General features: G+C 71.9%; 23 protein-coding genes. 7 read left to right on the top strand and 16 right to left on the bottom strand.

Annotation, left to right across the window (positions count from 1 at the left end; genetic code table 11):
- Window positions 1-266: 266 nt before the first annotated feature.
- Complete coding sequence (locus tag ABD352_RS18060) at window positions 267-824, bottom strand: DUF305 domain-containing protein (protein WP_344613560.1); 558 nt, start codon at window positions 822-824, stop codon at window positions 267-269.
- Window positions 825-897: 73 nt separating this feature from the next.
- Entirely contained in the window at window positions 898-1668 is a 771-nt protein-coding gene (locus ABD352_RS18065) for a lytic polysaccharide monooxygenase (protein ID WP_344613561.1), read from the bottom strand.
- A 478-nt stretch (window positions 1669-2146) separates the two neighbouring features.
- Here ABD352_RS18065 and ABD352_RS18070 point away from each other — a divergent pair, with 478 nt between their 5' ends.
- Window positions 2147-2968 (top strand): alpha/beta fold hydrolase, encoded by an 822-nt coding sequence (locus ABD352_RS18070; protein WP_344613562.1) that lies wholly within the window; start codon window positions 2147-2149, stop codon window positions 2966-2968.
- Between the two features lie 110 nt (window positions 2969-3078).
- On the opposite strand, the gene ABD352_RS18075 is transcribed toward ABD352_RS18070, so the two are convergent.
- The gene (locus ABD352_RS18075) at window positions 3079-3954 is read right to left on the bottom strand and encodes a LysR family transcriptional regulator (RefSeq protein WP_344613563.1); all 876 of its coding nucleotides are present in this window, start codon (window positions 3952-3954) and stop codon (window positions 3079-3081) included.
- A gap of 80 nt (window positions 3955-4034) precedes the next feature.
- On the opposite strand from ABD352_RS18075, the gene ABD352_RS18080 reads away from it, so the two are divergent.
- Entirely contained in the window at window positions 4035-4997 is a 963-nt protein-coding gene (locus ABD352_RS18080) for an FAD-dependent oxidoreductase (protein WP_344613564.1), read from the top strand.
- A 273-nt stretch (window positions 4998-5270) separates the two neighbouring features.
- Here ABD352_RS18080 and ABD352_RS18085 read toward each other — a convergent pair whose 3' ends face one another.
- The 4 genes from ABD352_RS18085 to ABD352_RS18100 all read right to left on the bottom strand — a co-directional run bounded on the left by ABD352_RS18085 (window position 5271) and on the right by ABD352_RS18100 (window position 8467).
- A complete protein-coding gene (locus ABD352_RS18085) occupies window positions 5271-6077 on the bottom strand; it encodes an ABC transporter permease (protein WP_344613565.1) in 807 nt (268 codons plus the stop codon).
- Window positions 6074-6994: an ABC transporter ATP-binding protein gene (locus tag ABD352_RS18090; RefSeq protein WP_344613566.1), complete on the bottom strand. Its 921-nt coding sequence runs from the start codon at window positions 6992-6994 to the stop codon at window positions 6074-6076. The genes ABD352_RS18085 and ABD352_RS18090 overlap by 4 nt, the downstream gene beginning before the upstream one ends.
- A 106-nt stretch (window positions 6995-7100) precedes the next feature.
- On the bottom strand, window positions 7101-7556 hold the full coding sequence (locus tag ABD352_RS18095; protein WP_344613567.1) for a hypothetical protein: 456 nt from the start codon (window positions 7554-7556) through the stop codon (window positions 7101-7103).
- Window positions 7557-7639: 83 nt separating this feature from the next.
- Window positions 7640-8467 carry a 3-methyladenine DNA glycosylase gene (locus tag ABD352_RS18100; protein WP_344613568.1) on the bottom strand — a complete coding sequence of 276 codons (828 nt, stop codon included), beginning with the start codon at window positions 8465-8467 and terminating at the stop codon, window positions 7640-7642.
- 33 nt (window positions 8468-8500) lie between these two features.
- Here ABD352_RS18100 and ABD352_RS18105 point away from each other — a divergent pair, with 33 nt between their 5' ends.
- Window positions 8501-9835 (top strand): PQQ-dependent sugar dehydrogenase, encoded by a 1335-nt coding sequence (locus tag ABD352_RS18105; RefSeq protein WP_344613569.1) that lies wholly within the window; start codon window positions 8501-8503, stop codon window positions 9833-9835.
- A gap of 203 nt (window positions 9836-10038) precedes the next feature.
- Here ABD352_RS18105 and ABD352_RS18110 read toward each other — a convergent pair whose 3' ends face one another.
- The gene (locus tag ABD352_RS18110; protein ID WP_344613570.1) at window positions 10039-12687 is read right to left on the bottom strand and encodes a glycogen debranching N-terminal domain-containing protein; all 2649 of its coding nucleotides are present in this window, start codon (window positions 12685-12687) and stop codon (window positions 10039-10041) included.
- A 5-nt stretch (window positions 12688-12692) separates the two neighbouring features.
- A complete protein-coding gene (locus tag ABD352_RS18115; protein WP_344613571.1) occupies window positions 12693-13424 on the bottom strand; it encodes a hypothetical protein in 732 nt (243 codons plus the stop codon).
- Between the two features lie 351 nt (window positions 13425-13775).
- Here ABD352_RS18115 and ABD352_RS18120 point away from each other — a divergent pair, with 351 nt between their 5' ends.
- Together ABD352_RS18120 and ABD352_RS18125 are read left to right on the top strand one after the other, a co-directional pair.
- Window positions 13776-14705: an endonuclease/exonuclease/phosphatase family protein gene (locus tag ABD352_RS18120; protein WP_425553565.1), complete on the top strand. Its 930-nt coding sequence runs from the start codon at window positions 13776-13778 to the stop codon at window positions 14703-14705.
- A gap of 98 nt (window positions 14706-14803) precedes the next feature.
- Window positions 14804-15289: a hypothetical protein gene (locus tag ABD352_RS18125; RefSeq protein WP_344613573.1), complete on the top strand. Its 486-nt coding sequence runs from the start codon at window positions 14804-14806 to the stop codon at window positions 15287-15289.
- A 46-nt stretch (window positions 15290-15335) separates the two neighbouring features.
- Here the strand turns inward: ABD352_RS18125 and cimA are convergent, their stop codons facing one another.
- Window positions 15336-16937 (bottom strand): citramalate synthase, encoded by a 1602-nt coding sequence (gene cimA / locus ABD352_RS18130; protein ID WP_344613574.1) that lies wholly within the window; start codon window positions 16935-16937, stop codon window positions 15336-15338.
- Between the two features lie 330 nt (window positions 16938-17267).
- On the opposite strand from cimA, the gene ahpD reads away from it, so the two are divergent.
- Window positions 17268-17798, top strand: a complete 531-nt coding sequence (ahpD, locus tag ABD352_RS18135; RefSeq protein ID WP_344613575.1) for an alkylhydroperoxidase, AhpD family — start codon at window positions 17268-17270, stop codon at window positions 17796-17798.
- 442 nt (window positions 17799-18240) lie between these two features.
- Here ahpD and ABD352_RS18140 read toward each other — a convergent pair whose 3' ends face one another.
- From ABD352_RS18140 to serA, 3 genes are all read right to left on the bottom strand, one after another.
- Entirely contained in the window at window positions 18241-19338 is a 1098-nt protein-coding gene (locus ABD352_RS18140; RefSeq protein ID WP_344613576.1) for a branched-chain amino acid aminotransferase, read from the bottom strand.
- Window positions 19339-19423: 85 nt separating this feature from the next.
- The gene (locus ABD352_RS18145) at window positions 19424-20452 is read right to left on the bottom strand and encodes a 3-isopropylmalate dehydrogenase (protein WP_344613577.1); all 1029 of its coding nucleotides are present in this window, start codon (window positions 20450-20452) and stop codon (window positions 19424-19426) included.
- 212 nt (window positions 20453-20664) lie between these two features.
- Window positions 20665-22275, bottom strand: a complete 1611-nt coding sequence (gene serA, locus ABD352_RS18150) for a phosphoglycerate dehydrogenase (RefSeq protein WP_344613578.1) — start codon at window positions 22273-22275, stop codon at window positions 20665-20667.
- Window positions 22276-22813: 538 nt separating this feature from the next.
- Here serA and ABD352_RS18155 point away from each other — a divergent pair.
- On the top strand, window positions 22814-23245 hold the full coding sequence (locus ABD352_RS18155) for a TipAS antibiotic-recognition domain-containing protein (RefSeq protein WP_344613579.1): 432 nt from the start codon (window positions 22814-22816) through the stop codon (window positions 23243-23245).
- A 146-nt stretch (window positions 23246-23391) separates the two neighbouring features.
- On the opposite strand, the gene ilvC is transcribed toward ABD352_RS18155, so the two are convergent.
- Genes ilvC through ABD352_RS18170 form a run of 3 tightly spaced genes read right to left on the bottom strand, consistent with a single transcriptional unit; the run spans window position 23392 to window position 26825 of the window.
- Entirely contained in the window at window positions 23392-24405 is a 1014-nt protein-coding gene (gene ilvC, locus ABD352_RS18160) for a ketol-acid reductoisomerase (protein ID WP_344613580.1), read from the bottom strand.
- 44 nt (window positions 24406-24449) lie between these two features.
- The gene (gene ilvN, locus ABD352_RS18165; RefSeq protein ID WP_344613581.1) at window positions 24450-24968 is read right to left on the bottom strand and encodes an acetolactate synthase small subunit; all 519 of its coding nucleotides are present in this window, start codon (window positions 24966-24968) and stop codon (window positions 24450-24452) included.
- A 15-nt stretch (window positions 24969-24983) separates the two neighbouring features.
- Window positions 24984-26825 (bottom strand): acetolactate synthase large subunit, encoded by a 1842-nt coding sequence (locus tag ABD352_RS18170; protein ID WP_344613582.1) that lies wholly within the window; start codon window positions 26823-26825, stop codon window positions 24984-24986.
- Between the last annotated feature and the right edge of the window lie 83 nt (window positions 26826-26908).

Below are 26908 nucleotides of genomic sequence, written 5' to 3' on the forward strand. Positions count from 1 at the left end.
CCCGACGCCTCAACGACGAACTCAACCAGGACCAGAAGTAGTCCTTCAGTTACCCAACACTCTCTGAGGCTTGTGTCGCCTGAGGCGGTGCCGGCCGCATGCCGGCGTCCGTGCGGCAACGGGGCCGCGCCCGGGCGCGCCGACGCCGTCTGGGCGCGGCACCCGCGCCTTCCGCGGCTGCGAGGCCGCGGAAGCAGCACCTGCGGGCCGGCCACGCGTGTGGCCGGGTGCAGGGTGAGAGGAACGCGCCCGCGCGCGGATGCGGGTCAGGCGGGCCGGTTGAGGTACCCCAGCATCTGCTGGATCTCGGCGGTCCTGGACTCGTCGATGCGCCGGGCCAGGTCCAACGCCCCCGGGTTCACGCCGGTGCCGGTCTCCAAGCGGGCTATCTCGATCGCGTTGTGCTGGTGCGCGATGAACATGTTGAGGAACTTGGTCTCGAACTCGGCGCCGCTGGCGGCCCCGAGGGCCTTGATGTCGTCGGTGCTGGTGCCATGGGCGCCGCCGTGGCCGGCGTGCGCGGACGGGTCCGCGGCCGGGGGCTGGCCCCACGCGTCGAGCCACACCTGCATGGTCTTGAGCTCGTCGGTCTCGGTGGCGTCGATCGCGGCCGCGAGGGTGCGCACGTCCTCGTGGACCGCCTTCGTCCGCGCCATTCGCGCCATCTCCAGCGCCTGGCTGTGGTGGGCGGCCATCATCTGGCTGAACATGACGTCGGTGTCGTTGAAGACGCGCGGCTGGGTCCCTGCGGGGGCGGGCTGGGCCGGGGCGGCGGCGCAGCCCGCCAGCAGGAATGCCGCGAGAAGGAACGCGAAGCGTTTCATGTCCGGGGGTCTCCTTGCGCGCGGTGGCGCCCCGGTCGCCGGGACGCCACCGCCATTTCAGCGGTACCGAGGGTCAGACGCGCTGCCACAGGGCCGGGACGTTGGGCGGCTCCCAGCCGGGGATCGCGGTGTGCGCCTGGCGGCACTGGTACGTCACGCCGTTGTAGGTGACGCGGTCACCGACCTTGTACGCGGTGCCGGCCGCCCAGGTGGTCGTACCCGTCGGCGACTGGGTCGGCGTCGGGGACGTGGTCGGCGAGGTGGACGGGGACGGGCTCGGGCGCGTCGGCGTCGGCGACGGCTGCGTGGGCGTCGGCGTCGGGTTTCCGCCGCCGCCGACCTGCAGGTCGACGCACGAGTAGAACGCGTTGCCGGTGTCGGCGATGTTCCACCGGGCCAGGACCAGAATCCGGCCGGTGCGACCGCCGAGGCTCACGGTGTGCGAGACGGTGGCGTCGGGCTGCTTGCCGCCGCCGTCGATCACCGCGATGCGCGTGCTTCCGACGAAGTACTCGAAGTTCGTCGTGGCGTGGCGGGCCGTGAAGACCCAGGTGAAGGTGACGGAGTCGCCGACCGTGGTGGCCGGCCAACCCTTGTTCGGGTCGTCCAGCTCCGCGAACCGGCTGTTGCCGCCGCTGCAGCTCGTCAGGCCCTTCGGGCCCTCAACGCTCTGCGGCTCGTAGACGATCTCGCCGCAGTTGGCGACGCGGCCTTGCGCGCACATCGCCTGGCGGCTGGGCGGCGAGGAGATGTACCCGTGTGCGGACGCCGGAGCCGCCGTCGCCAGCAGTGCGGCGGCCACGGTGGCCAACGTCAGGGGTACCGCAGCGATCGCTTTGCGCATCCAATCGCTCCTTCCAGCGGTGGGGGTGATGCGGCCAATGTAAAGGAAGGATTGTTAACAGTAAATAACCTTTATGAATATCGCTCAATGGAGCGCTCTCTCTTAAGGTACGGTTGAGCTCGATTTATGACCGCCCTGGAGGACGCCTCCGGGCGCCTCGCCAGACCATCCGACCAGTCGGAATGTGCCCCTCAAGCCGCGACGCCGGCGGCCCTGCTGTTGCGCCGTCGCCACTCGCATCCACCGGGTCCGACAGCCCCGCTCCCGCGCCGATGCCGCACGGCGGACCACCTCCCGCGCCGTCCGGGCGAAGAGGCGGCCACGATCACCCCGCGCCATCACTTCCTGCTCACCCCGCCAGCCGCGACGTCTCCCCCGCTCGGACACGTTGCCGGGGCTCCGGTGGTTTATCCCGCGGCATCGCGGTCAGACCCGAGCACTAGCGACCACCGCTCGCACCGAGTAGCGAGGAGGCGTCATGCCATTCATCACCACGTCCGACGGCGCCCAGATCTTCTACAAGGACTGGGGATCGGGCCAGCCTGTCGTGTTCAGCCACGGTTGGCCGCTCACCGCCGACGCCTGGGACAACCAGCTGATGCTGCTCGCGTCCAGCGGCTTCCGCGCGATCGCCCACGACCGCCGCGGTCACGGCCGGTCCTCCCAGACGTGGGACGGCAACACGATGGACCGGTACGCGGACGACCTCGGCGAACTCACCGACCAGCTCGGCCTCACCGACGCGATCCTGGTCGGCCACTCCACCGGCGGCGGCGAGGTCGCGCGCTACATGGGCCGGCACGGTACGTCGCGGGTGTCGAAGGCGGTCCTGGTCGGCGCCGTGCCGCCGGTGATGGTCAAGAGCGACACCAACCCGGAGGGCACGCCGATCGAGGAGTTCGACCGCATCCGCACGGGCCTGATCGCCAACCGCTCGCAGTTCTACCGCGACCTCAGCCTGACGTTCTACGGCGGCAACCGGCCCGGGAGCACGGTGACGCAGGGCAAGCGCGACGAGTTCTGGCTGCAGGGCATGACGGTGGGGCTCAAGGCCGCGTACGACTGCGTCAAGGAGTTCTCGGAGACCGACTTCACCGAGGACCTCAAGCGGATCGACATCCCCGTGCTCGTCGCACACGGGGACGCGGACCAGATCGTGCCCATCCAGGCCGCCGCGCTCAAGACGGTGCAGCTGCTGAAGGACGCGACCCTCAAGGTGTACCGCGGCGCCTCGCACGGCCTGCACGACGCCTACGAGGCGGCGTTCAACGCCGACCTGCTCGCGTTCGCCAAGGACTGATGCGCGGAGGCGGTCGCAGCCCGGCTCCGCGCGGAGCCGGCCGCCAGCGCACCGGCGGCGCTCGGGCGCCAGGCTCGGCAGCGCCAGGGTGGCCGGGCGCTGGGCGGCCTTCAGAGCTCGTCGAGGATGGCGAGCAGGCGGCGCACGGTCGGCGTGACGGTGCGCTTGTTCCACGCCAGACCGATGTCCACTGTGGGCACCGGCGGCGTGAACCGCCGCAGCACCACGCCCGGCACCCGCAGCGCCCGGGCGCGGCCCTCCGGCACTGCCGCAACCACGCCGCCGGCCGCGACCGCGCGCAGCAGCTGCTCGTCGTCCGGCTCGTACCGGACGAGGTTGAAGCCACCGGCCGGCCACACCTGCGCGACGATGCGATCGAACATGCCCGGGCCGTTCTCCCGCGGCCACATGACCGCCGGCTCGCCGGCCACCGCCTCCCGCGACACGCGGCGCAGGCGCGCCAGCCGGTGGCCGGCAGGCAGTGCAAGGCGCAGCTCCTCCGTATCGACGAGACGCCATGCGATGCCTGGATCATCGAGCGGCGGGCGGACGAACGCCGCGTCGTAGCGCCCGGCGAGCAGCCCGGCGACGTTCGGCGCGTGCCAGCCGGTCTCCGGGATCACCTCGACCCGCGAATGCTGCGCGCGGAAGCGCTCGACCAGTGCGTCCACGCGCCCGCCCCGGGCCGACCGGGTGTACGCCAGGCGGATGCGCCCGCCCTGTCCACGCACGGCCGCGGCGATGCGTTCCCGCGCGTCGTCGACCTGGGCGATCAGCAATGCCGCCTCCGCGGCCACGATGGCACCCACCGGCGTCAGCGTGCACGCCCCCGGGCCGCGCTCGATGAGTCGCGCCCCGACCTCCCGCTCGAGCACGCGCACCTGCTGGCTCAGCGCCGGCTGCGCGATGTTCAACCGCTTGGCCGCATGCGTGAAGTGCAGATCCTTCGCCAGCTCGGCGAAGTACCGCAGCCGTCGCATATCCATGGCCCGATCATAAGCGCGGCTTATCGACCGGTAGCGCACAAGACTTCGACGCCGCGCCGGGTGTCTGATTGCCTGGAGCCATGAACGACGTGATTGTGCTCGGCGCCGGCGTGATCGGCCTGACCTCTGCCGTACGACTGCTGGAAAGCGGCGCCCGGGTGCGCGTGCTGACTGCCGACGATCCCGCCCGGACCGTCTCCCGCCTGGCCGCGGCCGTGTGGTACCCGACCAGAACCTCCCCCGACCCCCGCATCCTGGCGTGGGCGCACGCTACCTATGACGAGCTGATGGGCCAGGCCGACGCCGGCATCCCCGGCGTGGCGAGGCGCCCGACCCGAATGCTGGTGCGCGACGACGCCGCGATCGAGGGCCAGGACGGGACCGGCGGCGAGGCCGGTGCGCCGTGGTGGTCGGCCGCGGTGCCGGACTTCACGATGCATCCGGGCGAATGGCGGTTCACGGTGCCGTCTGTCGAGATGGAGCCGTACCTTGCCTGGCTGGTCGAGCGGGTCCGCGATCTCGGCGGCGAGGTCACGCGCGGCCGCGTCGACCGCCTCGCCGACCTCGACGGGCAGGCCGGGGCGGTGGTCAACGCGACCGGGCTCGCGGCCCGCGACCTCGCGCAGGACCCGGCGGTGTTCCCGGCCCGGGGGCAGATCGTCGGGGTGGCCAATCCGGGGCTGGTGACGTCGGTGCGCGACGAGGAGCACCCGGGCGGCATGACCTACGTGCACCCGCGCTCGCGCGATGTCGTCCTCGGCGGCACGTTCGAGCCCGACGAGTGGAGCGAGACGCCGGACCCGGCCACGACGGCGGCGATCCTGCGCCGGTGCGCCGAGCTGGTCCCGGAGCTCGAGGGCGCGCGGCTGCTGTGGGAGGCCGCCGGCCTGCGCCCTGCCCGGCACGGCGGACCGCGCGTGGAGGCGGATCCGGTGGCGCTGCCGGGCGCCGGCACCAGGATCGTCCACGCGTATGGGCACGGCGGCGCGGGTGTCACGTTGTCCTGGGGCTGCGCCGACGAGGTCGTCCGCCTGGTCTCGTGACCGCTCGGGCGCCCGCGCCGAGCCGCTGCGGGCCGATACGCGAGTGCAGACGATGTTGATGCGCTGACCCGCTACCGGCCGACGCCGCGCGGGCGCAGGTCACCCCGATGCACGGTCGCCGCCACGGACCGACGTGGGGGACAACGGGGCAGCCGAGCCAACGCGCGGACGCGCCACGGATTGGCCCGGGCCGGCTGCGTGGCCGTCAAGGTCGACGGCCACGCAGCGTTCGCGGAGGAGCGCCCCGGCACGGACTCGCGCAGGACGCGCGGGTCACGCGTCGCGGGACTTGAACAGGTAGGTGGCCACGGCCAGCAGGAGCACGCTCCAGCCGCCGAAGACCGCGAAGCCCTGCCACTGCGTCAGCAGGTCGCCCGGCGGCAGCGTGGGCTGGAAGATGCGCTGACCCGCGTTTGTCGGCATCCAGGCGTGGATGTGTGCGCCCCAGCTCCCCGGCAGCAGCCCTGTGAGCTGCGACACGATGAGGACCAGGCCCAGCACGGCGGTGATGGCGCCTGCGGTGTGCCGGATGATGGCGCCGAAGGCCAGCGAGAACAGGCCCAGCATCGCCATGTAGAGGCCGGCGCCGACGACGGAGCGGGCCACGCCCGGGTCGCCCAGGTCGACGGGGATGTGGTCGGCGATGATGGCCCGGCCGAGGAAGAAGGCGGCGAAGGAGAGCACCTCACCGACGACGAGCATGAGGGCGGCGAAGACCAGGATCTTCGCGTACAGCACGGTCAGGCGGCGGGGCTGGGCCTGCAGCGTGGAGCGGACCATGCCGGTGGTGTACTCGGCCGAGATGACCATCACGCCGAGCACCGCGATGACGAGCTGGGCGATGAAGACCGGGCGGGCGATGACCAGATCGACCGGGTGGTCGCGCAGGTAGCTCTGGTCCCCCGGGTCGGTCGAGTGCCACTGGCGCATCACGGCCCAGGCGATGACGGACATGAGACCAAGGGCGATCCCGGCCATGGCGACCAGCGACCAGACGGTGGAGCGCACCGTGCGCAGCTTGGTCCACTCGGAAAGGAGCATGCCCCGCAGGCCGGCTCGTGGCAGTACCAGATCGGTCATTGCTGTTCTCCCGGGATCGCGGCGTGGTACTCGACGCTGTCCTTGGTCAGTTCCATGAAGGCCTGCTCCAGGGATGCCTGCAGCGGGGCGAGTTCGTGCAGCCGGATGCCGTGGTCGAACGCGAGGTCGCCGACGCGCGGGAGCGGCAGTTCGGTGATCAGCAGGGCGCCGTCGGGCTCGTGGACGGCCTTGCCCCCGGCGGCGGTGACGACGGCGGTCAGTCGCTCCGGCTCCGGCGTGCGGGCGCGCACGGCGAGCGCGGAGTTGCGGTCGATGAACTCGCGCACCGTGCAGTCGGCGATCATTCGGCCCCGTCCGATCACGAGGAGGTGATCGGCGGTGTGCTCCATCTCGGACATGAGGTGGCTGGAGACGAGCACGGTACGGCCCTCGGCGGCCAGGGAGCGCATCAGGTTGCGGATCCACAGGATGCCCTCGGGGTCGAGGCCGTTGACCGGCTCGTCGAACATCAGGACCTTGGGATCGCCGAGCAGCGCGGTGGCGATGCCGAGGCGCTGGCCCATGCCGAGCGAGAAGCCCTTGGAGCGCTTCCGCGCGACGGCGGTCAGGCCGACGACGTCGAGGACCTCGTCGACGCGGCGTCGCGGGAGGTTGTTGCTCTGGGCGAGGCACAGCAGGTGGTGGTAGGCGCTGCGGCCGCCGTGGATGGCCTTGGCGTCCAGCAGGGCGCCGACCTCGCGCATCGGGTTGTCCAGGGTGACGAACGGGCGGCCGTTGACCGTCACCCTGCCTGCGGTGGGCGCGTCCAGGCCCAGGATCATGCGCATCGTGGTGGACTTGCCCGCCCCGTTGGGGCCGAGGAACCCGGTGACCTGACCGGGGCGGACCGTGAACGACAGGCGGTCGACGGCGACCCGTTCGCCGTAGCGTTTCGTGAGGCCGACAGCCTCGATCATGGTGCACCCTCCCGCTGGTTCGGCCGGCGCCCGCGCGGGCGCGCCGTCTCAACGGCAAGGTAGTGCGGGGATGCTGTGACGCGGCTTTGCGATGCTGTGACGCCGCTCAGCCGCGGGTGTACGACATGTCGAAGTCCTTGGTCCACTTGAGGCCGTCCTGCGACATCTCCCACGCGGCCGTGATGCGCTTGCCGTCGGCCGCGACCGTGCCGGTGAAGCGCTGGTTGAAGCCCTCGGCCGCGCGCCAGATGCGCCACGTGCCGGCGTCGAGGTCCATGCCGTACACCCGCAGGACGCCGCGCGCGTCGGAGTACAGCATCGTGAAGGTCTTGGTCGTGTCGTCGAAGCCGATGACCGACGTGGTCGGGAACGGCGAGTGGTCGGCCCAGTCGTCGGACACGTCGTCGCCGGGTGGGTCGGCGTCCGAGCGCTGGACGAGGAACTCGCCGTCGTCGGCCCAGGCGAAGCTGGTCCATCCGCGCATCATGACCTTGCCGTCCACGGTGGCGGTCATGTTCCACATGCCGAGCAGCGGACCCAGCCGCCGCCGTACCTCACTCATCGACACTCCCCGGGCCCGAGCCCCTGCCGCAACATGAAACCGACTTATACACCAGACGGCCGCGCGCGGGCTCCACCCTGCGGTCAGTTGCGCGCGTCCGCCAGGAGGCTGTCGCATTCGGCGAGGAGGCGCCCGCGCAGCGGCATGGCGCGCTCGGCGAAGGCACGCTGCGCCTCCACGTAGCGGGCGCGGCCCTCGGGAGTCTCGATGCGGACCGGCTCGTAGCCGAGGTCGGCCAGGTCGTAGGGCGACGCGCGCATGTCCAGGGTGCGGATGTCGCGGGCGAGCTCGAAGCAGTCGGCGATCAGCTCGGCCGGCACGAGCGGGGCGAGCTTGTAGGCGTGCTTGTAGAGGTCCATGTTGGCGTGGAGGCAGCCGGGCTGCTCGTTGTCCGCCTGGGTCTCCCGGGTCGGCTGGAGCAGGTTCAGCGGACGCGCGGGGGCGGTGTAGAAGCGGAACGCGTCGAAGTGGCTGCACCGGATCCGGCTGGCATCGACGACCGCGTCCGTGCCGGCCGTGCCCAGGCGCAGCGGCCAGGCATTGTGACGCAGCTCGTCCTGCGTCTGGCGGTACACCATGGCCCACTCGTGCAGGCCGAAGCAGCCCAGGTGCGGCGTCCGCGCGGCGGTGGCGGCGAGCAGGGCGCGGATCCATGCGATCGCGTCCATGCGGCGCGGCGGCACGGTGGCCGCCTCCGCGCCCGCGCCGGCCAGGACGACGCCCGCGCCCGGGTGCCAGCGGCGCAGCTGCGCCGGCCGGTACGAGTAGTACGTGAACAGGAAGTCCTCGACCGGATGCTTGCGGCCGTTGCGACGGCGGGCGAGGTGCGGCTCGATCCAGGCGTCCACCCGCGCCTCGTGGGCGGCGCGGCGGGCCTCCCAGGTCGGCCGGTCCAGAACGGTGAGCTGCACTGGTCAAGCTTACGAAGGGGTAGCGTCGGCCTCATGCGCAAGCTCTGGGCGTTGCTGCTGACCTGCTCACTGCCCCTTGCCGCCTGCTCCGGCGCGCCCGGAGGCTCCGCCGACTCCGCCCCCGCGCGGCCCGGTGGCTCCGCCCCGTCCGGCGCCGCGCCGGGAGCCGGGCTCGGCCAGCCGACCCGGGTCAAGGTCGCGGTGCCACCCGCGCTCGCGTCCGCGCCTTTCAACCGGGATCGGTACCTCCAGTTGCCGGCCGGCTGGACGGCGTCGGTCTACGCGCGCATCGAGAAGGCGCGCTTCATGACCCTGACGCCGAGCGGCGACCTGCTGGTGTCCCAGCCCGGTGCCGGAACGGTGCAGCTCGTGCGCGCGGGCGCGGTCTCGCAGTTCGCCGCCGGGCTGCGGCAGCCGCACGACATGGTGTTCGCGCCGCTGAACGGCCAGATGTACCTCTTCATCGCCGAGTCCAACCGCGTCGTGCGCTACCCGTACACCAACGGGGACCTCAGGGCGCGCGACGGGCAGGTGGTCGTCGACGGGCTGCCCGACACGAGCACGCCGGAGCTGCACGGCACGTACGCGCACGTGCTGAAGAACATCGCGGTGCGCGGCGAGACGCTGTACGTCTCGATCGCCTCCACCTGCAACGCCTGCGTGCAGGACACCGTCAGCGACCCGGAGCGGGCGGCCATCTACACGTACTCGGCGACGGGCACCAACGCGTCGCGGCACCTGCTGGCGCACGGCATCCGCAACGCGGAGGGCCTCGCGTTCCGCCCGGACACGGACGAGCTGTGGATCGTGGTCAACAACCGCGACAACATCCTCGTGCCGGACGACCGCGACGTGGACGGCGACGGCGTCTCGGACAAGGGCAAGCGGATGACTCAGTACGTCGACGACCACCCGCCGGAGGAGTTCATCAAGGTCCGCGACGGCGGCTTCTACGGCTGGCCGTTCTGCAACCCGGACGGCGACCACGGGATGCACAACATGACGTTCCAGCGCGACTACGAGCTCAACCGGGACGGGCAGAAGGCCGACTGCACGAAGGCGGACCCGATCGACCTCGGGCTGCCGGCGCACAGCGCCCCGCTTGGCCTGACGTTCTACCGCGGGGGCGCGGTGGTGCCGCTGCACGGCTCCTGGAACCGCACGAAGCCGGCCGGGTACAAGGTGGTGTACATCCCGTGGACCGCGTCCGGGCCGGGCGACCCGGTGGATCTGGCGACCGGCTTCGTCGAGCCGGACGGCAAGTCGTGGGGCCGGCCCGTGGACGCCGCGGTCGACACCGACGGAACGCTGCTGATCAGCGACGACGGCAGCGGTACGGTGCTGCGCCTGACGCCACCCGCGCGGTAGCGCTTCGAGACAGTGCCGCGGCGGACACCGGCGTGCGGTCGCGCGACCGCGCGGGCGAGGACCGCGCCGCGAGGTAGCGCCGCGAGGTAGCGCCGCGAGGTAGCGCCGCGAGGTAGCGCCGCGAGGTAGCGCCGCGAGGTAGCGCCGCGAGGTGCGCGCGAGGTAGCGCCGCCTGGAGGGCCCTTTCGGTGTGGCCGCCTGCGTCAGGCCGGGCGGCCGATCCTGGCCGGGCTGCCGTCCGCGTTGTGGAACGTCACGCCGACCGGTCCATTGTGGATCGTGAGCGCGCCGGCGGCGGTGACGCTCACGTCGAGCTCGCCGGCGCCGACCTTGAGGCCCCGCACGCGGTACGCGCCGACCGGCGACGGGGCGATCGGGTCGAACACGATCCGCCCGGCCGGCACGTCGACCTCTAGGCCGAGCAGCGCGGTCAGGATCGCCGGGCCTACCGCCGCGGCCCATGCCTGGGGGCGGCACGCGGACGGGTACGGGGTGGGGAGGTCGTCCCCGCCGTACAACTCGGGGAGCCGGAAATCGAAGCGCTCGGCCGCGTCCAGCAGGGCAGCGATCACCGCCGACGCCTCCGCGCGGTGCCCGTCGCGGGCCAGCCCGAGCAGCGCCACGGCGTTGTCGTGCGGCCAGACGGAGCCGAGGTGATAGGAGAGGAAGTTGTACCCCGCTGAGGCCGGCGCCACCGTGCGGATCCCGAACGGGGATCGGAGGCCGGCCAGGTGCCCGGCCACGGCGGCGCTCTCCGGCGGCTCGAGCAGCCCGGTGCCGAGCAGGTGGCCCATGTTGGAGGCGAGGAGGTCGACCTGGTTCCCGGCGCCGTCGAGGGCGATCGCGGGGTGGCCGTCGGGGGTCCAGAACCGCGCGCGGAAGCGGTCGGCTAGACCGTGGGCCCACTCGCGCCACCGCCTCGCCTCCCCCGTGCCGTCCGCGTGCGCCTCCTCCCCGGCCTGTGCCTTGTCGCGGGCCGACGCCTCCGTGCGAGCCTGTGCCTCGTCCCGGGTCGGCGCCTCCGCGCGAGCCTGTGCCTCGTCCCGGACCGACGCCTCCGCGCGAGCCTGTGCCTCGCCCCGGACCGACGCCTCCTCGCGAGCCTGTGCCTCGCCCCGGACCGACGCCTCCTCGCGAGCCTGTGCCTCGCCCCGGACCGACGCCTCCTCGCGAGCCTGTGCCTCGCCCCGGACCGGGGCCGTGACGTGGTCCGGCGTCGCGGCGTGGGCTGTCGCTTCCTCGCGGGGCTCCGCCCCGTCGCGCCCCCGCGCGTCGTCGAGCGGCCGAGTCTCGTCGTCGGTGTTTGGCGCGTCGCCGGGTTCTGGGGCGTCGGGGAACTGCTCGACCAGCCAGGCGGCGTCGAGGGCGGCGCGGTACGCGTAGGCCTGAACCTCGCACAGCGCGATCGGGCCCGCGGCCGGGCGGCCGTCGGCGTACTGAACGGCGTCGCCGGAGTCCTTCCAGCCCTGGTTCGACAGGCCGGCGCCGGTGGTGTCGTGGGCGATGAAGCCGTCGTGGCGCAGCAGCCAGGCCATCGCGCGGCGGACGTTGGGCAGCAGGGGGCGTACGGCCGCGGCTGGCATGCCCCAGCGGTAGGCGTCGGCCAGGGCGCTCACGAACAGCGGTGTCGCGTCCACGGTGCCGTAGTAGACCGGGGGCAGGGTGTGGCCGGTGCCGGCGCGGCGTACCTCGTGCAGGATGCGGCCGGGCTGCTCCTCGGTCGTGGGGTCGTGGGCGGTGCCCTGCCGGGCCGCGAGGAGGCGCACCGTGCCCGCGGCGACGTCGTGGCCTAGCGGGAGGGCGAGGCGGGCCGTCCAGAGGGCGTCGCGGCCGAACAGGGTCAGGTACCAGGGGCTGCCGGCGGCATAGTACGCGTCCGCGCCCTCGGTGCGGCGCAGCGCGTCGAGGTCCTGGACGCTCGCCCGCACGAGGGCATCGAGGCGCCGATCGTCGGCGGCGACGCGCAGTGTGCTGAACCGCTTGGGGCGGGCGATCGGCGGCACGTCGGTTCGGGTCACCCGGATCTCGGCCGACCAGGTGCCTCGCGGGGGCACGGTCACCCACCACCGTAGCGTCACCGCGGCGGACGCGTCCGCGCGTGGGACACCGCTCGCATCCGCACGCAGCGATTCTGGCGCATCCGCGCGCGAGGCGTCTTCCCCGTCGGGGAGCGGCTCGGCGCCGGAGGTGCGGTCGAGGGTGGACGTTGCGGCCGGCGGGGTCGTTTGGATCCGGACGGACATGCCGTCGGCGGCGTGCCAGTCGAGAACACCGGGCGACAGCTGCGCGGACGGGGACGGCTGCGCGGACGGGGACGGCTGCGCGGACGGGGACGGCTGCGCGGACGGGGACGGCTGCGCGGACGGGGACGGCTGCGCGGACGGGGACGGCTGCGCGGACGGGGACGGCTGCGCGACTTCGGGGGCTGTGGCGAGGGGGCGCGCGGTGGGGGTGCCGGTGCGGACTTCGCCCAGGCCGGCGAAGTCGGTCGCGGCGTACAGGGCGAGGTCGACCTCGACCGGGGCGGACGAGGCGTTGGACAAGGTGATCGTCTCTGTGCCGCCGGAGGGCTCGGCCAGGCGGCGCCGGGTCAGGGTGAGGGTTGGGGGTGTGGGGGCGTTGTGCGGTACCGAGGCGAAGACCGCCGATGCGGCGCCCGTGCGGCGGACGGCCAGCGGGATAGGGGGATGGCCGTCGACGGTGAGCGTCAGGGCCGCGAGGACGCGGCGGTCCTCCACGTAGAGGCCGTCAGCGGCGGCGGCGAGCTGGCCGGAAGAGGGTGACAGCCAGGTCGCGGGGGCGGCCACGCAGGTGACGTGGTCGTGCAGGTGGGGTTGGGAGTGCTCGGCCACGCGGGTCAGCCGCCGATGACGTTCACGGCGCGGGCGACCACCAGCAGGACGGTCACCAGGGAGAGGACCGACTCGGCGACCATCAGCATTTTGGCCCAGGTGGACATCGGGAGGGTGTCGGTGGGGCTGAAGGCGGTCGCGTTGGTGAAGGCGAGGTAGAAGTAGTCGAAGAAGCCCGGTTCCCAGTCGTGGCGGGCCAGCTCCGGGACCTGCATCTGGGCGAAGAGGAAGTCGGGGTGGGGGCTCTTCGCGTCCGCGCGGGCGGCGGGGCCGCCGCGGTCGCCCTCCCAGTACCAGAGGGCGAAGACGATCACGTTGGTCAGCCAGATGGCGGCGCCCCACAGGAGGAGGTGGGACGGGGGCAGGTTGGCGTTGGTGCGGGCGAAGAGGGCGTGTACCAGGAGGGCTACCGACCAGGCGGTGACGACCGTCAGCAGGGCGGCCAGGCCGATGCTGAGCGGGCGCAGGATGCGGGTCTGGCGGTTGATCCGCAGCGGGTTGACCACCACGATGCTCACCAGCAGGGCGCCCTCCAGGCCCGGGAGCAGCCAGCGCGGGCGCGGGGCCAGGTCCGGGGGCAGGACCAGGTGGATGACGATGGCGATCGCGATGACCAGGGCGGCCGGCCAGCGCTGTTCCGCCTCCGTGCGGCGCAGCCAGCCGGGCAGGGTCGCGGGCTTCTCCGGCCTCGGCGTGCCATCGGGCTCGCGGTTGAGCGCGGGCGGGAGGTCACTCACGGCAGTCAACCTAGACCCGCCACCGCGCGCGGGCCAGAGGCGGGGCCGCGCGGCGCGGACCAGAAGCGGAGCCGGACGGCGCGGACCAAAAGCGGGCGGACCGGACGCGGCGCGGACCGGACGCGGCGCGGACCGGACGCGGCGCAGACCAGACGCGGAGCCGCGCGGCCCAAGACCGGGCCCCGGCACATGCGAGCAGCAAGCCCACCCAAGAGCGACCGCGCGGGGACAGTACGGCTTGCCGGCGTCCCTTACCCTGGCGGGATGGTCACCACGGAGGACACCCTGCCGTTGCGCCCAGAGAAGAACGCTCGGCCGCGGCGGCGATGGTGGACCGTGGTGGTCTGGCTGATGGTGGTGCCGTTCGTGGTGTGGGCGGCGACGAGGGTCCTGGGCCTGGACAGTGGGTTCCCCGCGGTACAGCTGATCGCGTTCACCCCGTATGTGGCAGCCGCCTCCCTGCTCCCGCTCTCGGTCGCCCTGGCCACGAGGCGGGTCTGGCCGGCGCTCCTCGCGGCGCTGGCCACGGTGGCGCTGGCGGCCTGCGTGCTGCCCCGGTGGGTGGCGGACAGCACGCCGGAGCCGGATGGCGGGCCGGTGGTGCGGGTCATGAGCGTGAACATGCTGTTCGGCGGCGCGGACGCGGCGACGATCGTCGGGCTGGTCAAGCAGTTCCAGGTGGATCTGGTGGCGTTGCAGGAGTACACGCCGGAGGCCAAGGCGGGGCTGCGGGCGGCGGGGCTCGAGGACGTGCTGCCCAATGCCGTGTCGTACCCGAAGCCGGGGGTGACGGGGTCGGCGGTGTACAGCCGGTACGCGGTCACGGATATCGGATATCGGCTGTTTCCCTCGGGGTTCGGGCAGGCGCAGGCGGCGGTGCGGGTGCCGGGGGCGCTGGACGTGCGGGTCGAGTCGGTGCATCCGTGCGCGCCTGCCACGATGGGGCGGGCGGGGTGCTGGGAGCGGGACATCGTGCAGGAGCCGGCGGCCACGCCCGATGGGGCGGTGAGCCTGCTGATCGGGGACTTCAATGCGACGCTCGACCATGAGAAGTTCCGCGCGGTGCTGGACACGGGGTACCGGGACGCCGCCGACGTGGTGGGGGCCGGGTTCGAGGCCTCGTGGCCGTACCAGGGGAAGTGGTTCGTTCCCGGGGTGACGCTCGACCATGTGCTGGCGGACAAGCGGGTGGGTGTCCGGAAGGTATCGGTGCACCGCCTCCCGGCCAGTGACCACAAGGCGGTCGTGGCGGAGCTGGTCCTGCCGAGGGGCGGGAACTAGGGGGCGTACCTCCGACTGTGCGCGGGTCGTTGGCCGGGAGTACCTTCACCTACGGATCGGGCCCCCGCCCGAAACGGGAACCACGTTGGAGCAGATTGGTGACACGAACGTACCGCGGCCTCGCGCTCGCCATCGCCGTGCCGCTTGTCCTGGTTGCGGCGGCCGGCTGCTCGGACAAGGGCGGCGACGACAACTCGGCGTCCGATCGGCCCACCGTCGAGGTGACGGCGCAGCCGCAGGACGCGCAGTCGGCGCAGGTGACGGCCGAGCAGGTGCTGGACAATCTGTCCGGCGGCGACTGGGCCGGGGCCTACGACCTGTGGACGGACAGCGCCAAGTCGGCGATCGGCAAGGACGCCTACATCGATCTGGTGTCGACGTGCACCGGGCTTCAGGGCGACTACCAGGTGACGGCCGTGGCGCAGCCCGACGCCACGACCACGACGATCAAGTGGACGCACACCCCGGCCGGGACCACGACCAGCCAGACCGGGCAGAGCACGGTGAAGTACGAGAACGGGGCCTGGCGCTTCGAGCCGGACCAGGCGGCGCTGGCCGCGTATAAACAGAACAAATGCCCGTAATGAGAAGGGGGCCGGCGCACCGCGCCGGCCCCCTTCCGCATGGAAGCTAGACGCGGACCTGCCGGGTCAGGCCGTAGCTGAGCGCGTCGACGAGCGCCTGCCAGCTGGCCTCCACCACGTTCTCGTGCACGCCGACCGTGGTCCAGTCGGGGCCGGTCGAGTGGGTCTCCACCAGCACGCGGGTGATGGCCCCGGTGCCGTGGCTGCCCTCCAGGATGCGCACCTTGTAGTCGGCCAGCTGGAAGCGGCTCAGCTCGGGGTAGTGCCGGGTGAGGGCGACCCGCAGCGCCTCGTCGAGGGCGTTGACCGGACCGTTGCCTTCGGCGGTGGCGATGACCCGCTCGCCGCGCACCCGCACCTTCACCGTCGCCTCGGAGACCACGGCGCCGTCCTCGCGGTGCTCGACCAGGACGCGGTAGGACTCCAGGGCGAACGGCCGCGGGACCGTGCCGTCGGCCAGTTCGGCCCGGGCGAGCAGCTCGAAGGAGGCGTCGGCGGCCTCGAACGACCAGCCGCGGGCCTCCAGGTCCTTGACCCGGTTGGTGACCCGGGAGAGGGCCTCGGGATTGCCGGCCAGGTCGACACCGAGCTCGCGTGCCTTGAGCTCGATGCTGGCCCGGCCGGCCATCTCGGTGACGAGGATCCGCATGTCGTTGCCCACGACGACGGGGTCGATGTGGTTGTACATCAACGGATCCACTTTGATCGCGCTCGCGTGCAGGCCCGCCTTGTGAGCGAACGCTGACGACCCGACGTAGGCCTGGTGGGTGTCGGGTGCGATGTTGGCGATCTCTGCGATGGCGTGCGAAACGCGCACCATCTGCTCGATGCACCCGTCCGGTAGGACCGGCATGCCGAGCTTGAGCTGCAGGTTGGCGACGACGGCGAAGAGGTCGGCGTTGCCGGGGCGCTCGCCGTAGCCGTTGGCGGTGCACTGGAAGTGCGGCACGCCGGCCTCGACGGCGGCGACGGTGTTGGCGACGGCGCACGAGGTGTCGTTCTGGCAGTGGATGCCGAGGCGGGCGACGGCCTCCTCGGGGGTGACGCCCAGCGCCACGGCGAGGCGCTCGCGGACCTCGGCGATCGTGCGGGTGATGAGCGAGGGCAGCATGCCGCCGTTGGTGTCACACAGGACGGCGGCCTCGGCGCCGGCGGCGAGGGCGGCCGCGGCGACGCTCGCGGTGTACTCCGGGTCGAACCGGTAGCCGTCGAAGAAGTGCTCGCAGTCGAGGAAGACCCGCCGTCCCTCCGACACGAAGTACTCGACGGTGTCGCGGACCATCGCCAGGTTCTCTTCGGCCGTGGTACGGAGGGCCCGCTCGACGTGGCGCAGGTCGGACTTGGCCACCAGCGTCACGGCGGGGGTCTCGGCCTCCAGCAACGCGCGGACCTGCGGGTCGTCCTGGACGCGTACCCCGGCCTTGCGGGTCGAGCCGAAGGCGACGAACACGGCGTGCTTGAGGTCGAGCTCGGTGCGCGCCCGGCGGAAGAACTCGGTGTCCTTCGGCATCGCACCCGGCCAGCCGCCTTCGATGAACCCGACCCCGAACTCGTCGAGCAGCCGCGCGACGGCGAGCTTGTCGACAACCGAGTAGCTGATCGCCTCGCGCTGGGCCCCGTCGCGCAGCGTTGTGTCGTACACCTGCATGGTTTGCTCCTTAAGGCGGAAGGCGGCTGGGCTCGGCGAAACGGAGGGGGACCAACAAAAAGACCCCTCGCGAAATGCGAGAGGTCTGCGCGTCCGGCGGAGGCTGCGGGACGCGCTAGGGGCCAATAATGAGCCGAGTCACGTTCGGTAGCTTGCCACGCACGAGCCCCTCGTGACACGTGATTCCGGATTTTGAGATCGGGCGTGATCTGCTTCACGATTCACCCTGTTCGTCACGTAGCTGTAACGAGGACCGGGCATGGTTGGAGCCGGTCAAGAATGACGACCCTCGACGAGGGGCGGTCACCGATGGTGAGGGGGTGCGGTTCGATGTCCGTCGCGACGCTGAAGGCGGCCCTTCCGCCGTACGCCCGGGACCTCGAGCTGAACCTCGACTCGGTGCTCGCCGGCGAACTGCTCGGCGAGCAGATGCTCTGGGGCGCCGCGCTCGCGAGCGCGATGACGACCCGCAGCGCCGTCGTGATCCGCAACATCGCCGCCGAGGCCGGCGACCACCTCAAGCCGGAGGCCGCCGAGGCGGCGAAGGCGGTCGCGTCCCGGATGGCGATCCACAACGTCTACTTCCGCGCCAAGCACCTCATCGGTGACGAGGCGTATGCCCACCTGCCGGCGCGGCTGCGCCGCCAGGTGACCTCCACGCCCGGGGTCGGCGCCGCCGACGTCGAGGCGTGGTCAGTGGCAGTATCCGCGATCACCGGGTGCGGGGTGTGCCTGGAATCGCACGAAAGATCACTTCGCGGTGCAGGGGTGTCCCGTGAAGTGGTCGACGAGGTGTTGCGCGTCGCCGCGGTGGTTCACGCGCTGGCGGTAACCCTCGATGCAGAGGCGGCTCTCGACTAGGAGCTTTCCTCTTGTACGGGTGTCGGGGTGGCGGCCCCGGCACCCGTACGCATATCTAGGGCCGTAATCCGGTCGTGCAAGTTGCGCACAGCGTGTCTGCGTCAGCGAGCCACGAACAGCTACCGTTGCGCCAACAGACGCCGGATGCTGGGGGCCACGATGATCGACGGAGTTGCGCCGGAGCCGGTCGAGCCACCGGTCGATCCGCCGCTGGGCTGCGCCGACCCACTGCTGTGGCGCGTGGCCCGGGCCCTGCACGAGGCGCACCGCCCGCGGACCGACAACTTCTGCGAGTGCAGGGCGTTCTGGCCGTGCGCGGACGCGCAGCTGGCCGAGGAGGCGCTCATGCTGGCCTACGAACGGCCCGGGACGCGCGCGGCCCGCTCGGGAGCGGGCCGCGGGTCTAATCTCGGTCGCTGGACAGCCTGATGTAAAGACTTCGTTACAGCACGCGGTGGACCCAGCCGTACGGGTCCGGTGCCGTGCCCCGCTGGATCGTGACGAGCTGCTCGCGCAGGCCCATCGTCACCTCGCCGGCCTTGCCGTCCCCGACGGTGAACTCGCCGTCGTGGTCGCGGACCGTGCCGATGGGGGTGATCACCGCGGCGGTGCCGCAGGCGAAGGCCTCCCGCAGCCGGCCGCTCTCCGCGTCGGCGCGCCACTGGTCGTACGAGTACAGCTCCTCCCGCACCTTGTAGCCCCGGTCTGCGGCCAGCCGCATCACGGACTCGCGGGTGATGCCGGGCAGGATGGTGCCGGTCAGCGGCGGCGTGGCGATCGAGCCGTCGTCGAAGACGAAGAACACGTTCATCCCGCCGAGCTCCTCGACGTAGCGCTGCTGCGCCGCGTCGAGGAACACCACCTGGTCGCAGCCGTGCTCCATCGCCTCGGCCTGCGCGACCAGGCTGGCCGCGTAGTTGCCGCCGCACTTGGCCGCGCCGGTGCCGCCGGGGGCGGCCCGGGTGTACTCCCGCGAGACCCAGACGCTGACCGGCTGGACGCCGCCCTTGAAGTAGTTGCCCACCGGGGAGGCGATGACCACGAAGAGGTACTCCGAGGACGGCTTCACCCCGAGGAAGACCTCGCTGGCGTACTGGAACGGGCGCAGGTAGAGGCTGCCCTCCGCGTCGGTGGGCACCCACTCCCGGTCGACCTTGATGAGCGCGTCGAGGGCGTCGAGGAACAGCCGCGGCGGCACCGGGGCCATCGCCAGCCGCTGCGCCGAGGCGCGGAACCGGGCCGCGTTGGCGTCGGGGCGGAACATCGTCACCCCGCCGTCGGCGGTCCGGTACGCCTTGAGCCCCTCGAAGATCTCCTGCGCGTAGTGCAGGACCGCGGAGGCGGGGTCCATCGGGATCGGGGCGCGCGCCTCGACCCTGGCGTCGTACCAGCCCTTGCCGTCGGCATACCGCACCGTGACCATGTGGTCGGTGAAGATCCGCCCGAACCCCGGGTTGGCCATCAGCGCGGACCGCTCCGCGGCGGCTACGGGCTGCGGGTTCGGACGAATCTCGAAATCGAGCGTTTCACCGCCGTTCATACATGCCTCCACAAAGCGTCGTGTGCCGCCAACTTACCCGAACGGGCGTTCAATCGCAGCCGCGGCACGGCTTCGGCCGCTGGCGCTACGCGACAGCGGTGGCGAGGCGGTCGCCGATCGCGGAGGTGGACAGCGCGGAGCCCGGAGCCCGCGCGGCCACCTCGGCGCCGACCGCCTCGGTGACCCGCGCGGCGGCCTCGGGGTGCCCGAGGTGGTCCAGCAGCAGCGCGGTGGACAGGACGGCGGCCGACGGGTCGGCCACGCCCTTGCCGGCGATGTCCGGGGCCGAGCCGTGCACGGGCTCGAACATCGACGGGAACTTCCGCTCGGGGTTGATCGAACCGCTCGCGGCCAGGCCGATCCCGCCGGTGACGGCGGCGGCGATGTCGGTGAGGATGTCACCGAAGAGGTTGTCGGTGACGACGACGTCGTAGCGCTGCGGGTTGCTCACCAGGAACATGGCCGCCGCGTCGACGTGCTGGTACTCGGTCTCGATGTCGGGGAACTCGGCCTTGACCGCGTTGAAGGTGCGCGCCCACAGCCCGCCCGCGTGGGTCAGGACGTTGGTCTTGTGCACCAGCGTCACCTTGCGCCGCGGGCGCTTGGCCGCGCGGGCGAACGCGTCGCGGATGACCCGCTCGACGCCGTGGCGGGTGTTGAGGCTCTCCTCGGTGGCCACCTCGGCGGGGGTGTCCGGGTGCAGGTTGCCGCCGGCGCCGACGTAGAGGCCCTCGGTGCCCTCGCGCACGACGACCAGGTCGATCTCGCCCGGCTTCACGCCGGCCAACGGGCTGGTGGTGCCCGGCCACAGGCGGGAGGGGCGGAGGTTGACGTACTGGTCGAAGTCGAAGCGCAGGCGCAGCAGCAGGCCGCGCTCGAGCACGCCCGGCGGCACGCTCGGGTCGCCGACCGCGCCGAGCAGGATGGCGTCGTGGCCGCGCAGCTCCTCGGCCACGCTGTCCGGGAGCACCTCGCCGGTGCGGTTGTAGCGGGCGGCGCCCAGGTCGTAATCGGTCGTCTCGACGCCAGGCAGCACGACGCGCAGCACCTTGAGCGCCTGCGCCACCACCTCCGTGCCGATGCCGTCGCCGGCCACAACCGCGATCTTCGCCACCACTGACCCCTTTCGTAGACCCGTCAACCGTACGCCGCCGTCCTATTCCGTGGACTCGCGTCCCGCCCAATGGGAGACGCCACGACCGCGCGGCGCACGGCCCGCCCAGTCGGCGGCCGCGCCCTCCCGCTAATGGGAGCACACGGCGGCGCGGGCAGAGAAAGAGGGCGGGGAGCGCCGCCACGCTCCCCGCCCTCGCAAGAGGAAAGTCTCTAGTCGGCGGACAGGTCCGCCGTGCTCGCCGCGGTGGCCCCGATCGCCTGGCCCGCCTCGCCGAGCAGGTCCGCCGGCACCGCCGTGTCGACGGTCAGCGTCATGAGCGCCTCCCCGCCGGCCTCGCGCCGGGCGACCTGCATCGCCGCGATGTTGACCCCCGCAGAGCCCAGTATGGAGCCCACCGTCCCCACCACGCCCGGGCGGTCGGCGTAGCGGAAGAACAACAGCACGCCCTCGGCCGCGAGCTCGAGGCTGAAACCGTCGATCTCGGTGAGCTTCAGCGCCTCGCGCGGGCCGGCGACGTACGTGCCGGACACTGAGGCTACCCGCCCGTCCGGCAGGGCTCCACGCACGGTCACCAGGTTGGGCTGGTCGGACGACTCGGTGAAGACCGCGAGGGCGACCTCGACGCCTCGATCGGCCGCCAGATGCGGGGCGTTGACGTAGGTGACCTGCTCGGCCACCACGCTGCCGAAGAGCCCCTTGGTGGCCGCCAGCTTGAGCACCGACACATCGTGTTTGGCCACCTCGCCGTGCACCTCGACGGTGACGGCGGCGGCCACGCCCCCGGCGACCGCGGTGAAGACCGCGCCGAGCCGCTCGGCCAGCGGCAGCAGCGGCCGGACCTCCTCGGCGACCACGCCGCCGGCCTGGACGTTCACCGCGTCGGGGACGAACTCGCCGTCGAGGGCCAGCTTGACGCTGCGGGCCACCGCGAGGCCGGCCTTGTCCTGCGCCTCCACCGTCGAGGCGCCCAGGTGCGGGGTGGCGACCACGCTGTCGAAGGCGAACAGCGGGGAGGCGAGGCAGGGCTCCTTGGCGAACACGTCGATGCCGGCCCCGGCCACCCGGCCGTCGGCGATGGCGTCGGCGAGCGCCTGCTCGTCGACCAGGCCGCCGCGGGCCGCGTTGATGATGCGCACGCCCGGCTTGACCAGGCTCAGCTCGCGCACGCCGATGAGGCCGACGGTCTCGGGGGTCTTGGGCAGGTGGATCGAGATGAAGTCGCTCTCGCGGAGCAGTTCGTCGAGACCCAGCAGTCGTACGCCCAGTGCCGCCGCCCGCACCGGCTGGACGTAGGGGTCGTACGCGACCAGGCGCACGCCGAACGCGGCCATCCGCTGGGCGAACAGCACGCCGATGCGACCGAGCCCGACCACGCCGACGACCTTGCCGGACAGCTCGACGCCGGTGTACTTCGACCGCTTCCACTCCCCCGCCTTGAGCGCGGCGGACGCGGCGGCGGTGTTGCGGGCCACGGCGAGCAGCAGCGCGACGGCCTGCTCGGCGGCGGAGACGATGTTGGAGGTCGGGGCGTTGACGACCATGACGCCGCGCGCGGTGGCGGCCGGCACGTCGACGTTGTCCAGGCCGACGCCGGCGCGGGCGACGACCTTCAGCCTTGGGGCCGCGGCGATCGCCTCGGCGTCGATCCGGGTGGCACTGCGCACGATCACGGCGCTCGCATCGGCGAGGCCGGCCAGCAGGGCGGGGCGATCCGTGCCGTCGATGTGGAGGACCTCGTAGTCGTCGGCGAGGACCTCGAGAGCGGAGGGGGCCAGCTCCTCGGCGATGAGCACCACCGGGCGATCGGGAGGGAGGGTCATATGCGTCCTCTCCAGGCTTCGGTTGGCGTCGGTGCGGGGCGCGCGGCACTGCCCGCCACGCATAGGGGCAAATCGCGACAGGGCCGGGCGGTCGGCCCTTCAGGCGATGGTAGGCCCGCCGCCAGCCGCCCGGGGGTGCGCGAACGTGAGCGCTATCACAGCGCTCCGCCCGGGTGACGGTGTCGCGCCCCCGACCGGCGCGGGCCTGAACCCGTGACGGCGCCGCGGGCGTGTGATCGAGCACCCACCAGCGGCGACGGGCGCACGGGAGGGGTAAGCACCACGACGGCGACCGACTGGCACGAAGCCTCTCGGCGTTCACCATCTGCGAGTCACGGCACTTCGGTCCGCTCGGGGCATGAGACGAAATGTCCGGCGCTTCGCGCCGAGCCGCGGCGAGCATTTCGGATTTATACGGTGACGCGACGGAGATCACGAAATTTCGGATATGTCGTGGCGCGCCAGCGCCCGACATATCCGGCTCAGGCGCAATGTCGGGGTTGACTCTCCAGCGGCTGGAGACTCCACGCTTGGTGGCATGACGATGAACTTGACGCCCGAGGAGAAGCGGGACGTGTTCGGGGACTTCGATCCCGACGAGCACGCGGACGAGGCGCGCGAGCGGTGGGGCTCCACGGAGGCCTACCAGCAGTCGGCGCGGCGCACGGCGCAGTACACCAAGGAGGACTGGGTGCGGATCAAGGCCGAGACGGCCGAGAACGTGGCCGGGTTCGCGGCGGCGTTCGAGGGCGGCGTGGCGGCCTCCGAACCGCGGGCCATGGACCTCGCCGAGGCGCACCGGCAGCACATCTCGCGCTGGTTCTACGACTGCCCGGCGCAGATGCACCGGGGGCTCGGGGACATGTACGTCGCCGACCCGCGGTTCACGGCCAACTACGACACCGAGCACCCGGGGCTGGCGCAGTACGTGCGGGACGCGATCCACGCCAACGCCGACCGTCAGGGCTGACGCCGCGCCCTTGGCACAACGGAGCCGGCAGGGAGGCCCCCCAGGGGCCGACCGGTGTCTGACGGGAGCAACGGCCCCTGGTTGCACGGACCGGAGTCCCAAAAAGAAAGGGCCCCTCCAAAAACGGAGGGGCCCTTTTGCAGACGTCAGGCCGTCTCGGTGATGGGCCGGTCGACCCAGCTCATCATCGAGCGCAGCTGCTTGCCGGTCTCCTCGATCGGGTGGGCGGCGCCCTGCTCCCGGTACTTGGTGAAGTTCGGGCGGCCGGCGTCGTCCTCGGCGATCAGCTCGCGGGCGAACTCGCCCGACTGGATCTCGGCGAGGATGCGCTTCATCTCCTCCTTGGTCCGGGCGTCGATGACGCGCGGGCCGCGGGTGTAGTCGCCGTACTCGGCGGTGTCGGAGACGCTGTAGCGCATGCGGGCGATGCCGCCCTCGTACATCAGGTCCACGATGAGCTTGAGCTCGTGGAGACACTCGAAGTAGGCGATCTCCGGGGCGTAGCCCGCCTCGGTGAGCACCTCGAAGCCGGTCTGGACCAGGGCCGACGCGCCGCCGCAGAGCACGGCCTGCTCGCCGAAGAGGTCCGTCTCGGTCTCCTCCTTGAACGTGGTCTTGATGACGCCGGCGCGGGTGCCGCCGATGGCGGCCGCGTAGGCCAGGGCCAGCTGCAGCGCCTGGCCGGAGGCGTCCTGCTCCACCGCGACGAGGCAGGGCACGCCCTTGCCGTCGACGAACTGGCGACGGACCAGGTGGCCCGGGCCCTTCGGGGCGACCATGCACACGTCCACGTCCGCGGGGGGCGTGATCAGCCCGAAGCGGATGTTGAGGCCGTGGCCGAAGAAGAGCGCCTTGCCGGCGGTCAGGTTCGGGGCCACGTGGTCGGCGTAGAGCGAGCGCTGCACCGTGTCGGGCGCCAGGATCATGATCACGTCCGCCTCGGCGCTCGCCTCGGCCGGGGTGACCACGCGCAGGCCCTGCTCCTCGGCCTTGGCGCGGCTCTTGGACCCCTCGGGCAGGCCGATGCGCACGTCGACGCCGGAGTCACGCAGGGACAGCGCGTGCGCGTGGCCCTGGCTGCCGTAACCCAGCACCGCGACCTTCTTGGCCTGGATCAACGACAGGTCGGCGTCGTCGTCGTAAAACACCTCGGCGGGCATTGTCTTTCCTTTCAACATTGTTCAGGAAGGCGCGCGAAGCGCCCTTATGAAGCTGCGCGGAGCGCCGGACCGGTCGTGATGGAGCGCGAACCGCGGCCGATGGCCACGACGCCGGACTGGACCATTTCCTTGATACCGAACGGCTCCAGGTCACGAAGCAGCGCGTCCAGCTTTTCCGACGTGCCGGTCGCCTCGATGGTGAGGGCGTCGGCGGCGACGTCGACCACGCGGGCCCGGAACAGGTTCACGGTCTCGAGGACCTGCGAGCGCACCGGGCGTTCCGCGCGCACCTTCACCAGCAGCAGCTCGCGCTGCACGCTGGCGGTGGTGTCGAGTTCGACGATCTTCAGGACCTGCACGAGCTTGTTCAGCTGCTTGGTGACCTGTTCCAGCGGGGATTCGTCCGCGTTGACCACGATCGTCATCCGGGAGACCTCGGGGTGCTCGGTCTCGCCGACGGCCAGGGAGTCGATGTTGAAGCCGCGCCGGGCGAACAGGCCGGCGACGCGAGCCAGTATTCCGGGCTTGTTCTCCACCAGGACGGAGAGCGTGTGCTTGGCCATGATCTGCGTGACTCCCTACACGTCGTCCTGGTCGAACGCGGGACGGACGCCCCGCGCGAACATGATCTCGTCGTTGCTCGTGCCTGCGGCCACCATCGGCCACACCATTGCATCCTTGCCGACCACGAAGTCGACGACGACCGGCTGGTCGGTGACCTTCATCGCGGCCTCGATCGTGGCGTCGACGTCACGCTTGCTCTCGCAGCGCAGCCCGACGCAGCCCAGCGCGTCGGCGAGCTTCACGAAGTCGGGGATGCGGTGCTTGTGCGTGCCCAGCTCGGTGTTGGAGTATCGCTCGTCGTAGAAGAGCGTCTGCCACTGCCGGACCATGCCCAGGTTGCCGTTGTTGATGACGGCCACCTTGATCGGGATGCCCTCCAGGGCGCAGGTGGCCAGCTCCTGGTTGGTCATCTGGAAGCAGCCGTCGCCGTCGATCGCCCACACCGTCTTGTCCGGCATGCCGACCTTGGCCCCCATCGCGGCCGGGACGGCGTAGCCCATGGTGCCCAGGCCGCCCGAGTTGAGCCAGGTGGCCGGGTGCTCGTACTTGACGAACTGGGCGGCCCACATCTGGTGCTGGCCCACGCCGGCGGTGTAGATGGCGTCGGGCCCGACGATCTGGCCGATGCGCTCGATGACGTACTGCGGCGACAGCGTCCCGTCCGAGGGCTCCTCGTAGCCCAGGGGGTAGCGGCCGCGGATGTCGTCCAGCGTCGCCCACCACTCCTTGAGCGCCGGGCGGTGCCCCGCCGCGTGCTCGGCCGTCACGGCGGAGATGAGCTCCTCGATGACGTGCTTGGCGTCGCCCACGATCGGCACGTCCGCGGCCCGGTTCTTGCCGATCTCGGCCGGGTCGATGTCGGCGTGGATGACCTGCGCGTTCGGCGCGAACGTGGACAGCTGGCCGGTGACCCGGTCGTCGAAGCGGGCGCCGAGCGCGATGAGCAGGTCGGACTTCTGCAGGGCGTAGACGGCGCCGACGGTGCCGTGCATGCCCGGCATGCCCATGTGCTGCGGGTGCGAGTCGGGGAAGGCGCCGCGGGCCATCAGCGTGGTGACCACGGGGGCGCCGGTCAGCTCGGCCAGCTTGAGCAGCACCTCGGAGGCGTGGGCCTTGATGACACCGCCGCCGACGTACAGCACCGGCCGCTTCGCCGCCGCGATGAGCCGGGCCGCCTCGCGGATCTGCTTGCCGTGCGGGTGCAGCGTCGGGTGGTACCCGGGCAGCTCCAGCACCGGCGGCCACTTGAACGTGGTCTTGTTCTGCAGCACGTCCTTGGGGATGTCGACCAGGACCGGGCCCGGGCGGCCGGTGCCGGCCAGGTGGAACGCCTCGGCGAGCACCCGGGGCAGCTCCTCGCCGGACTTGACCAGGTAGTTGTGCTTGGTGATCGGCAGCGTGATGCCGGCGATGTCCGCCTCCTGGAAGGCGTCCGTGCCGATGTACTGCGAGGCGACCTGACCGGTGATGGCGACCATGGCGACCGAGTCCATGTAGGCGTCGGCGATCGGCGTGACCAGGTTGGTCGCGCCCGGGCCGGACGTCGCCATGCACACGCCCACCTTGCCGGTGGCCTGGGCGTAGCCGGTGGCGGCGTGCCCGGCGCCCTGCTCGTGGCGGACCAGGATGTGCCGGACGCTCTCGGAGTCGAACAGCGGGTCGTACGCGGGCAGGATCGCGCCGCCGGGAATGCCGAACACGACGTCGGCGCCGAGCGCCTCGAGCGAGCGGACGAGTACCTGCGCGCCGGTGAGCAGCTCCGCCGGCGAGTTCGGCTGGGGCTTCTTGCTGTCGGCCGCCGGCGGCGTCGTTGGATGCGCTCGGTGGGCGAGGACTTCTGGCGTGGGTCTCGTCATCGCAACTCGCACTTTCGCTCGAAAGGTGTCGTGGTCGAAGCTCCGGACATGAAAAAACCCCACGTGCTCGGCACGAGGGGCTA

It is taken from the genome of Dactylosporangium salmoneum (genome assembly GCF_039532525.1).
In the GTDB taxonomy this organism is placed as follows: Bacteria; Actinomycetota; Actinomycetes; order Mycobacteriales; family Micromonosporaceae; genus Dactylosporangium; species Dactylosporangium salmoneum.